The sequence below is a fragment of the Pseudomonas inefficax genome (genome assembly GCF_900277125.1).
Classification (GTDB): domain Bacteria; phylum Pseudomonadota; class Gammaproteobacteria; order Pseudomonadales; family Pseudomonadaceae; genus Aquipseudomonas; species Aquipseudomonas inefficax.
Window position 1 is genome coordinate 37,874 of the sequence record NZ_OPYN01000191.1, and the last position, 12,429, is coordinate 50,302.

Genomic DNA, 12,429 nt, shown 5'->3' on the forward strand with positions numbered 1-12,429 from the left:
AAAAAACCTGTGGGGCCCAGGTTCAAGGTGGGCCCCACAGGTCATTCAGCTCGGCTTGGCGGATCAGCCCGGGACCGGCTCCGCCACCAGCCTGGCCGCCAGCCCCTCGTTCACGTCCCGATGCTTGAGGATGTCATAGTGACCCGCTGCAACCGTGTGGTTCTCGCGGCTTCCGTGAACCGCGAAACGTTGGCCATGGTCACCAGCCCACCAGCACAAGGCAGCGGCACGGGTCGTCGGCAATTCCGGCAAGCGCTCCGACAACGCCTTCAGTTGCATCGCCACGGCAAAGGTGTGGGCCAGTTCGGCGCTTTCTACACTGGCGAACGCCGACGATGCCCGCAGCCCCGAGCGTGTCTCTTCGATCAGCCGCTCAAGCACCGGCACACTACTGCCCGGCGCAACGGCCGGCAGCACCAGCTGCTCCTTGGCCAGCCCCAGCAGCACACTCAGGAAGCTGCCAAGGTCGGCACTCCAGTCCGCAGCCGGCGTCGCCGGCGCACCGGTGGGGATGAAACTGTCGACCAGGCCAAGCAACGATACTTGCTGGCCCTGGGCTTCCAGCTCCTGGGCCACCAGCACCGCCAGCGTGCCGCCTAGCGACCAGCCGGCAAGCTGGTATGGCCCTTCGGGCTGCTTCTGGCGAATGTACTGGGCATAGTCGATCGCCATGGCCTGCAACGAATCATCCTGCCAGTTGCGATCGAGCAGCATGCGGCATTGCACGCCGTAAACGCTGCAATGCCCTTCCAGTCGACGCGCCAGCGGCTCGTAGTCGAACACCGTGCCAAAGCCTGCATGCAGGCAGAACAGAGGCCTGGCCCCGGCTACCCGGCTGTTGAGCAGCAGCAGCGGATCAAGGGCGACTTTGGCATCGGTATAGCCGGAAAGCTCGCCAATGGTGGGCCTGGCCATGACATCGCGCAGTTTCAGCTCGATCGACAGGTCGGGCTGCGCTCGTACCTTCGACAGCATCTTCAGCACGCGCAGCGAATCGCCCCCCAGCTCGAAGAAGTTGTCATCGACACCGACTTCATCCACTTCCAGCACTTCCTGCCAGATAGCCGCCAATGCCCTCTCCGTGTCATCACGCGGAGCCACCCGCGCCGGTCGCCCGGCCAACTCCGGGGCCGGCAGCGCATTGCGATCGATCTTGCCGTTGGGCGTGAGTGGAAACGCCGGCAGCACTACCCACTGGGTCGGTACCATGTAGTCCGGCAGGTCGGCACGCAAGGCATCACGCAAAGGTGTGGCGGAAGTCGCCCCATTGCTGGTGACCAGATAGGCCACCAGTTGCTTGCCGGTAGCGCCCTCCCGGGCCACCACCACGGCATCCCGCACATCCGCAAGATTCCGCAGCCGTGCTTCGATTTCCCCGGGTTCGATGCGGAAACCGCGAACCTTCAACTGGTTGTCCAGGCGGCCGATGAAGTCAATCACGCCATCGGCCCGACGACGCACCCGGTCACCGGTGCGGTACAGCCGCCCGCCCTGGGCAAACGGGTCGGCGACAAAGCGCTCGGCGGTCAGGGACGGGCGCTGGTGATACCCGCGCGCCACGCCCTCGCCACCAATGTAGAGCTCCCCGGCCACGCCATCGGGCACCGGGTTCAGGCCCTGGTCCAGTACATGCAGCGTGCGTTGGCCAACCCGCTCACCGATCGGCGCGTACACCGCCTGGCACGACTGCTGTGCCGATACTTTCCACAACAGGGGGGTCACGACCGTTTCCGTAGGCCCGTAGCCATTGGTCAGGAACTGCGGGCGCAAGGTCCGCTTGACCAGCTCGAACAGTGCATCGGGCACCGCGTCACCGCCAAAGCAATAGATATGCACCGGCGGTGCGGCCTCCTGCCGGGTTTCGGCGAACTCGGCCAGTTGCTGCAGGTACGCCGGCGGGAAGCAGGCAATGTCGATGCGTTCGGCATGCAGTACCTGCCAGGTTTGCTCGGCAGTCCACAGCTGGCTACCGCGCACCACCAGGCAACCGCCCGACGACAAGGTCGACAGCCAGCGCTCCTGGGCACCGTCGAAAGCGAACGACATGAACAACAGCTCGCGAGTGCTTTCATCCATCTGGTAAAGGCGGGCGATTGCCTGGCAGTGCATGCCGATCTGCCCATGGCTGACCGCCACGCCCTTGGGTTTGCCGGTGGAGCCGGAGGTGTAGATCAGGTACGCCAGGTTGGCGTCCTGCACCAGCACCTGGGGGGCATCGGACGGCAGGCTGGCGATAGCCAGAAGGTCCAGCTCCACGCAGTGCTCCACGCCGGCAAAACGCTGGCGCAAGCCGCTGCTGGTCAGCAGCAGGTGCATGGCCGAATCCTCGACAATCCACTGCAAGCGATCCTGCGGGTAGTCGATATCAAGCGGCACATAGGCGGCGCCGGTTTTCATCACTGCCAGGAATGCCACGATCACCTCCACCGAGCGTTCCAGGGCGATGCCGACAGTAACCTCCGGGCGCGCCCCCAAGGCAATCAGGTGGTGTGCCAGGCGGTTGGCACGCTCATCCAGTTGGGCATAGGTCAGCTGTCGCTGGCCACAGGCCACCGCGATTGCCTCGGGCCGCGCCTGGGCATGCCGGGCAATCAGCTCGGCCAGCCTTGGCGTGGCCCGCTCGCATGGCTGCAAGGCATTGCGAGCCTGGGCCTGCTGCGCTTGCGCCGGGGTCAGCATGTCCAGGCTGCCCACGGTGGCGTCAGGGTTGTCGAGCATGCCCTCGAGCAGCCGTTCGAAACTGCCACGAATGCTGTCGGTGGCTTGCTCCGTGAAGCGGTTGCGCAAGTAGAGGAACTCGACCGAGAGCGTCTCGCCCAGATGCACCGCCAGGTCCATGGCGTAGTTGGTCACATCGCGGTTGCTCACCTCACCGAACTGCAGCGAGCCACCCCCGCCCTCCTGCAGGCGTTCGTCCACCGGGTAGTTCTCGAACACCACGATGCTGTCGAACAATGCTTGCCCGGCCTGCCCCGCCCAACGCTGCACATCGGCCAAGGCTGCATGTTCATGGTCCCGCAGTTCCAGGTTGTAGGCCTGCAGTTGCTGCAGCCAGTCGACAATCCGCTGCTGCGGTTGAGGCGTCTGCACCACCGGCAAGGTGTTGATGAACAACCCGAGCATTTCGTCGGCGCCGGGCAAGCCGGCTGGCCGGCCGGCCACGGTGGCGCCGAAGCACACCGTGGCTTGCCCAGTGTAGCGCTGCAGCAGCAGCAACCAGGTCGCTTGGATCAAGGTGTTGGCAGTGATGCGCAGGCGCTGGGCCTGCTCGCGCAGTTGCCGGGTACGCGAGGCATCCCAGCGCAGGTACAGCGCAGCATGCCCCTGCAGGTCTGCCGACGGGCGAGCCGCCAGGCTGTCCGCCAGCCAGGTAGGGCTTTCCAGCTCTTGCAGCTTGCCTCGCCAGAACTGCTCCAGCGCCGCCTTGGGCTGCCCGGCAAGCCAGCGGATGTAGTCGCCAAACCGCCCTGCCGGCGCTCGTGCAGGGTGACCATGGTAGGTCTGCAACACCTCACCGAGCAGTCGCGAAGTGCTCCAGCCGTCCATCAGAATGTGATGACGGGTCCACAGCAGGTGCAGACGCTCGTTGTCCAGCCGCACCAGGGTCAGGCGCATCAACGGCGCGACACTCAGGTCCAGGCCTTGTGCGGCGTCGGCCTCGGCCCGCGCCTGCAGCATCTGCGCACTTACCGGGCGGTCGCGCCAGTCATGCACGACCACCGGCAATTCGACCTTGCGGTAGACAAGCTGCAAAGGCTCGGCCAAGTGGGGCGCCGACCAGAATGCACTGCGCAGGATATCGTGGCAGCCGATCACCTGCTGCCAGGCTGCCACGAACCGTTCGATTTCCAGGCCTTTGACTTCCACCGAAGTCTGGTTGATGTAAAGCGCGCCTTCAGGCCCCTGTAGCGAATGGAACAGCATGCCCTGCTGCATCGGCGACAGCGGGTAGATATCGGCCACCTGCCGTGCAACTGCCGGCAGGTCATCCAGTTGCTGTTGGCTCAGCGCGGCCAGTGGGAAGTCCGAAGGCGTTACACCACGGTTGCCAGGCTCGCAGCAATGAGCGATGAGCGCGCCAAGCTCTGCGGCATAGTCATCTGCCAACCGTTGCATGACCGCCGTGTCGTAGCGCTGCGCACTGAAGGTCCAGACAAGTTTCAGCTCGCCGCCGTATACCTGGCCGTTCAGGGCGATCTGGCTATCGAGAGGCGCATCGGCCGGTTTGGCCGCACCACCGTATTCCCGCGCGGGTGCGAACAAGCCCGACTGCTCGTCGAAGCTACCGTCGAACTGCCCGAGGTAGTTGAACACGATCTCGCCCTGAGGCAACGCAGCCAGGGCCTCACGCGCACCAGCCGGCCCCATGTACTTCAGCGCGCCATAGCCCAGGCCTTTGTTCGGCACGGCCCGCAGCTGCTCCTTGACCGCCTTGATCGATTCGCCGATGCCCCCCAGCGGGCTCAACTTCACTGGGTACATGCTGGTGAACCAGCCCACCGTGCGGCTCAGGTCAATGTCATCGAACAGGTCTTCCCGGCCATGGCCCTCCAGCCTGACCAGCACCTGTGGCTGCTCGGTCCAGCGGGCGATCACCCGAGCCAGGGCTGTCAGCAGCAGGTCATTGATCTGCGTGCGATAGGCCGCCGGGGCATCGTGCAACAACTGCCGCGTGGCCTCGCGGCCCAGCCGCGTACTGACCGACGCTGCGTGCTGCTGCTGGTTGCCGCCCAGCGCATTGGCGCACGGCAGATGGTCGCTGGTGCCCTGCAACTGCGCTTGCCAGTAGGCAAGTTCCGCTTGCAGCGCCTCACTTTGGGCATAGGCTTGCAACTGCTGCGCCCAGGCCTTGTAGGCGCTGGTCTTGGCTGGCAATTGCAACGGCTGCCGGTTGCCCAGGGCCTGGTAGGCCTGTTGCAGGTCCTCCAGCAACAGGCGCCACGACACACCATCTACCGCCAGGTGATGAATGACCAGCAGCAGACGCTGGCTGCCATCGGGCAGGCTGGCCAGCAGCGCACGGACCAGCGAGCCTTGCTGCAGATCCAGGCTGCGTTGGGCCTGGTCAGCGAGTACGGCCAACGCCTCCTCGTCCGCGCAGGCATGCTCCCAGAGTATCCGGGCCTGTTGCTGTGGCTTGTATTCCGCTTGCCAGGCCCCCGCCTGCTGCTCGAAGCCCAGGCGCAGTGCATCATGATGGGCGACCAGTGCCAGCAACGCATCGTGCAGGCGGTTCGCCTGCAGGGGTTCGCTGGGTGTCAGCAGAACCGACTGGTTCCAGTGCCCGCGCTGTTCAATATCGGCCTCGAAGAACCAGTGCTGAATCGGTGTCAGCGGTGTGCTGCCCGTGATCGGCCCTTGTTCGCTCGCACCTGCGACAACACGCCGCGCCACCGTGGCCAGGCCTTGTACGGTCTGATGCTGGAACAATTGCTTGGGGGTGAACTGCACGCCGGCCTGACGGGCCTTGCCCACGACCTGCAGGGAAACGATGGAGTCGCCACCCAGTTCGAAGAAGTTGTCGTCCAGGCCGACCCGCTCCAGCTTCAGCACATCGGCCCAGATCGCCGCGATCTGTTGCTCCAGTTCACTCTGCGGGGCCACGTAGGCCGCTTGCAGCAGGCTGGCGTCCGGCTGCGGCAATGCACGGCGGTCCAGCTTGCCGTTGGCGGTCAACGGCAGCTTGGCCAGGAACAGCAGGTGGGCCGGCACCATGTAGTCCGGCAGGCTCGCCTTCAGCGCAGTACGCAGCGCTTCACGCTCGGCAGCTTGGGCCTCGGTGCTGGCCAACACGGCCGCATCGGCAGGTACCACATAACCCACCAGCTGCTTGCCGCCAGGGCCGTCCTGGGCCAGCACCACCCCTTGGGCCACGCTGGCCTGCGCCTGCAGCCGCGCCTCGATCTCACCCAGCTCGATGCGAAAACCTCGAATCTTCACCTGATGGTCGATCCGTCCCAGGTACTCCACCACTCCCGCGCCGCCGTAACGGGCCAGGTCGCCCGAGCGGTACAGGCGACCACCCTGGCTGTCGAACGGGTTCGGCACGAAGCGCTCGGCGGTCAGCCCCGGGCGCCCGTGATAGCCCCGCGCCAGGCCGGCCTGGCCAATCACCAGTTCGCCATGGCTGCCCGGGGCCACCGGGTTCAGCGCAGCATCGAGCAGGTACCACGACAGGTCCGGAATCACCTCGCCGATCGGGCTGCTCGCGCCCTTGGCCAGGTCGGCCTTGGTGATCGGCCGGTAGGTCACGTGCACCGTGGTTTCGGTGATGCCGTACATGTTGATCAGCCGTGGCTGCTGGTCGCCGAATACCTCGAACCAGGGAGCGAGGCTGCTCACGTCCAGCGCTTCACCGCCGAACACCACATGCCGCAAGGCCAGGCCCTGCCCCTGCCGCGCTGCCGCGCAGGCCACCGGGATCAACTGGCGAAACGCCGACGGCGTCTGGTTCAGCACCGTGACCTGCTCGCGCTGCAGCAGCGCATGGAAGTCCTCGGTGGAACGTGCCACATCCTTGGCCACCATCACCGCCCGGCCGCCATACAACAGCGCGCCGAACAGCTCCCATACCGAGAAGTCGAAGGCGTAGGAGTGGAACACCGTCCACACGTCACTGGCATCGAAGCGGAACCACGCCTGCGTCGCCGCGAACAGCCGGACCACGTTCTGGTGCGGCAACAGCGTGCCCTTGGGCTTGCCGGTGGAGCCGGAGGTGTAGATCACGTAGGCCAGGTTCTGCGGGGCCACTTCGATATTCGGATTGGCATCGCTGTAGCTGGCCAGAACCTGCTCATCCAGCTCCAGGCACTCGATAGCGGCCGGAATTGGCAGCACCTCGCGCAGGTGCGACTGGGTCAGCAGCAAGGCAATGCCACTGTCGGCGAACATGTAGCTGAGGCGGTCTTCCGGGTATTCCGGGTCCAGCGGCACATAGGCACCGCCGGCCTTGAGGATACCCAGCAGGCCGATGACCATCTCCAAGCTGCGCTCCATGGCGATGCCCACCAGCACGTCAGGGCCGACGCCACGCTCGATCAGCTTGTGCGCCAACTGATTGGCCCGGCGATTCAGTTCGCCATAGCTCAGGGTCTGCTCGCCGAAGGTGATCGCCGAGGCCTCAGGGGCCGCGGCCACCCGGGCCTCGATCAGTTCATGAATGGTTCGCTCATCCGGGAAGGCGACGGCGTTGCGGTTCCAGTCACGCAGCACAGCTTGCTGCTCGTTCTCGCCGAGCAACGGCAGCTCGCTGATACGCTGGCCCGGTTGGCGCACGATGGCTTCCAGCAGGTTGACCCAATGCCGCGCCATGCGCTCGATGGTGCTGGCATCGAACAGGTCGGTGGCGTAGGTCAACGAAGCCCCGATGCCCTGTTCATGCTCGGAGGTGTCCAGAGCCAGGTCGAACTTGGCGGTGTGGTTGTCCCAGGCCAACTCCTCCATCTCCAGCCCTGCTATACGTCGGGGCTCGCCCTTGGCCTGGGTCTGGTGGTTGTACAGCACCTGGAACAGCGGGTTGTGGCTAAGGTTGCGCTCCGGTTGCAGCGCATCGACCAGCTGCTCGAACGGCAGGTCCTGGTAGGCCTGGGCACCCAGGGCACGTTGCTTGACCTGTTGCAGCAGCTCGCTGAACGTCAGCTGCACATCGAACTCGGCACGCAGCACCTGGGTGTTGACGAAGAAGCCGATCAGGCGCTCGGTCTCGACCCGGTTGCGGTTGGCAATCGGTACCCCAACGCGGATATCCGCCTGGCCCGAGTAGCGATGCAGCAGGGTCTGGAAGCTGGCCAGCAGCAGCATGAACGGCGTCACGCCCTGCTGCTGGGCAACCCGTTTCAGGTGGGTGGCCAGCTCATCGCCCAGCACGATCGGCAACCGTGCCCCTCTGTGGCTCGGCATGGCCGGACGCGGATGGTCCAGCGGCAGCTCCAGCACCGGTTGCTCATCGCCCAATTGTTCGGTCCAGTAAGCCAGTTGCCGTGCCTGTTCGCCAGCTTCCATCCAGCTACGCTGCCAGATGGCATAGTCGGCATACTGGATCGGCAGGGCCGGCAGTTGCGGCACCTGGCCCTGGCTGAAACCTTGATAGAACTGCACCAGCTCATTGACCATCACCGGCATCGACCAGCCGTCGGCGACGATATGGTGCAGGGTCAGTACCAGCACATGCTGGTCCGCCGCCAGGCGCAGCAGCCGGGCGCGCAGCAGCGGCCCCTGCTCCAGGTCGAACGGTTTCCCCGCTTCGGTCTCGACCCAGGCCCGCACAGCGGCCTCGTCGGCGTGCGCCTGCTCCTCGATGAGCAGGTCGAACGGCAGCTGGCCATGAATGACCTGCACCGCCTGCTCACCGTCGCGACGGAACGTGGTACGCAGGGTTTCATGTCGCTCGATCAAGGCCTCGAAGGCCAGTTGCAGAGCTGTGGTGTCCAGAGCCCCCTTGAATTTCAAGGCAGCCGGGATGTTGTAGGTGGCACTGGCAGGCTCCCATTGCCACAGGAACCACTGCCGTTGCTGGGCGTATGAAAGCGCCGGCAATGGATGCTCGCCGCGCACCTCGGGGATCGGCAACTGGGCCAGGCTCATGCCCTTCGCCGCCAGTTTCTCGAGGAAGAGTTTGCGCTGTGGCAGCGGCAGGCCGATGAAGCGCTGCACCAGGGCCATGTTTCTGTTATCCGTTTGCATTTCAGACTGCCTCAAGCTCGCTCATGAAGTCCTGGAGTTCATCCAGGTCTGCATCGCTATGGGTATTCAAGCCATTGATCATTGCTGCGTAGTCCTGCAGCGTTTGCGCCTGGAACAGCAACGCCAGGGGCAGGCTCGTGCCAAGCTCGACCTGTAGCCGCGCCATGACCTGGGTAGCCAGCAAGGAGTGCCCGCCCAGTTCGAAGAAGTTGTCGCCCAGGCCCACCCGGTCCAGCTTCAGCACATCGGCCCAGATCGCCGCGATCCGTTGCTCCAGTTCGCTTTGCGGTGCGAGGTAGTCGCGCTGCAACTGGCTGGCATCCGGTTGCGGCAATGCACGGCGGTCCAGCTTGCCGTTGGCGGTCAACGGCAGCTTGCTCAGGAACAGCAGGTGGGCCGGCACCATGTAATCTGGCAAACCGGCCTTGAGCGCCTCGCGCAGGCTGTTGCGTAATGCGCCTTCGTCTTGCGTGCTGTCGGCAGGCACCACATACCCCACCAACTGCTTGCCGCCAGGGCCGTCCTGGGCCAGCACCACCCCTTGGGCCACGCTGGCCTGCGCCTGCAGTCGCGCCTCGATCTCGCCCAGCTCGATGCGAAAACCTCGGATCTTCACCTGATGGTCGATCCGCCCCAGGTACTCCACCACTCCCGCGCCGCCGTAGCGGGCCAAATCGCCCGAGCGGTACAGGCGGCCACCCTGGCTGTCGAACGGGTTCGGCACGAAGCGCTCGGCGGTCAGCCCCGGGCGCCCGTGATAGCCCCGCGCCAGGCCGGCCTGGCCAATCACCAGTTCGCCGTGGCTACCCGGGGCAACCGGGTTCAGCGCGGCATCCAGCAGGTACCACGACAGGTCCGGGATCACCTCGCCGATCGGGCTGCTCGCACCCCTGGCCAGGTCGGCCTTGGTGATCGGCCGGTAGGTCACATGCACCGTGGTCTCGGTGATGCCGTACATGTTGATCAGCCGTGGCTGCTGGTCGCCAAACACCTCGAACCAAGGGGCGAGGCTGCTCACGTCCAGCGCTTCACCGCCGAATACCACGTGCCGCAAGGCCAGGCCCTGCCCCTGCCGCGCTGCCGCGCAGGCCACCGGGATCAACTGGCGGAACGCCGACGGCGTCTGGTTCAACACCGTGACCTGCTCGCGCTGCAGCAGCGCATGGAAGTCCTCGGTGGAACGAGCCACATCCTTGGCCACCATCACCGCCCGGCCGCCATACAGCAGCGCGCCGAACAGCTCCCATACCGAGAAGTCGAAGGCATAGGAGTGGAACACCGTCCACACATCGCTGGCATCGAAACGGAACCAGTCTTGGGTCGCCGCAAACAGCCGGACCACGTTCTGGTGCGGCAGCAGCGTGCCCTTGGGCTTGCCGGTGGAGCCGGAGGTGTAGATCACGTAGGCCAGATTCTGTGGGGCTACTTCGATATTCGGGTTAGCGTCGCTGTAGCCGACCAGAGTTTGTTCATCCAGCTCCAGGCACTCGATAGCGGCCGGAATTGGCAGCACCTCGCGCAGGTGCGATTGGGTCAGCAGCAAGGCAATGCCACTGTCGGCGAACATGTAGCTGAGGCGGTCTTCCGGGTACTCCGGGTCCAGCGGCACATAGGCGCCACCGGCCTTGAGAATGCCCAGCAGGCCGACCACCATTTCCAGGCTTCGCTCCATGGCGATGCCCACCAGCACGTCAGGGCCGACGCCACGCTCGATCAGCTTGTGCGCCAGCCGGTTGGCCCGGCGGTTCAGCTCGCCATAGCTCAGGGTCTGCTCGCCGAAAGTGACAGCCGGGGCCTCGGGGGCAGCGGCCACTCGGGCCTCGATCAGCTCGTGGATACTGCGCTCATCCTGGAAGGCGACGGTGTTGCGGTTCCAGTCATGCAGCACGGCCTGCTGCTCTTCCTTGCCGAGCAACGGCAGCTCGCTGATACGCTGGCCAGGTTGGCGCACGATGGCTTCCAGCAAGTTGACCCAGTGCCGCGCCATGCGCTCGATGGTCCTGGCGTCAAACAGGTCAGTGGCATAGGTCAGTACCGCACCGATCCCCTGCCCGGCTTCGTAGGTGTCCAGGCTCAGGTCAAACTTGGCTGTATTCGTGCTCCAGTCCAGGCCGGACATTTCCAGGCCCGGCAAGCGGTGCTGGCTACCCTTGAGTTCGGTCTGGTGGTTGTACAGCACCTGGAACAATGGGTTGTGCCCAAGGTTGCGCTCAGGCTGCAAGGCCTCGACCAACTGCTCGAACGGCAGGTCCTGATGGGCCTGCGCGCCCAGGACACGTTGCCTGATCTGTTGCAGCAGCTCGCCGAAGGTCAGCTGCACATCGAACTCAGCACGCAGCACCTGGGTGTTGACGAAGAAGCCGATCAGGCGCTCGGTCTCGACCCGGTTGCGGTTGGCCGTGGGCACACCAACACGGATGTCGGAATGGCCCGAATAGCGATGTAGCAAGGTCTGGAAGCTGGCCAGCAGCAGCATGAATGGTGTCACGCCCTGCTGCTGGGCGACGCGCTTGAGGTTGGCCGCCAGCTCATCGCCCAACTCAATCGGCCAGCGCGCGCCTTGGTGGCTCGGTACAGCCGGGCGCGGATGGTCCAGCGGCAGTTCCAGCACCGGTTGCTCATCACCCAGTTGTTCGGTCCAGTAGGCCAGTTGTCGTGCCTGTTCGCCGGCTTCCATCCAGTTGCGCTGCCACACGGCGAAGTCCGCGTACTGGATCGGCAGGGCCGGCAACTGCGGCACCTGGCCCTGGCTGAAACCTTGATAGAACTGCACCAGCTCATTGACCATCACCGGCATCGACCAGCCGTCAGCGACGATATGGTGCAGGGTCAGTACCAGCACGTGCTGGTCCGCCGCCAGGCGCAGCAGCCGGGCGCGCAGAAGCGGCCCCTGCTCCAGGTCGAACGGCTGCCCGGCTTCGGTCTCGACCCAGGCCCGCACAGCGGCCTCATCGGCGTGCCCCTGCTCCTCGACGGCCAGCTCGAATGGCACCTGGGCATGAATGATCTGTACCGCCTCCTCGCCGTCCAGGCGGAAGGTGGTGCGCAGGGTTTCGTGACGCTCGATCAAGGCGCCGAAGGCTTGCTGCAGGGCAGCGATATCCAGCGCCCCGGTCAGCTTCAGTGCTGCCGGAATATTGTAGGTGGCACTGTGCGGTGCCCATTGCCACAGGAACCACTGCCGTTGTTGGGCATAGGAAAGCGCCAGCGGGTGCTCCCGGGAAACCCGCCCAATGACGCTAGAGCAAGCCTGCTCACCTTGCGCTGCAAGCCTGGCGAAGTCGGCCAGGCTCGACGTTTCGAACAGCGCGCGCAACTGCAGCTCCACGCCCAGGCTCTGACGTACCCGGGAGATCACCTGGACGGCGAGCAAGGAGTGCCCACCCAGTTCGAAGAAGTTGTCGCCCAGGCCGACCCGCTCCAGCTTCAGCACATCGGCCCAGATCGTCGCGATCTGTTGTTCCAGTTCACTCTGCGGGGCCACGTAGGCCGCTTGCAGCAGGCTGGCGTCCGGCTGCGGCAGCGCACGGCGGTCCAGCTTGCCGTTGGCGGTCAACGGCAGCTTGCTCAGGAACAGCAGGTGTGCCGGCACCATGTAATCCGGCAAACCGGCCTTGAGCGCCTCGCGCAGGCTGTTGCGCAATGCGCCTTCGTCTTGCGTGCTGTCGGCAGGCACCACATACCCCACCAACTGCTTGCCGCCAGGGCCGTCCTGGGCCAGCACCACACCTTGGGCCACGCTGGCCT

1 pseudogene is annotated in these 12,429 nt (G+C 65.1%); it reads right to left on the reverse strand.

Features of this window, described 5'->3' with window-relative positions:
• Window positions 1-63: 63 nt before the first annotated feature.
• Window positions 64-12,429: pseudogene (locus JV551A3_RS23905) on the reverse strand (amino acid adenylation domain-containing protein); the annotation flags it as partial.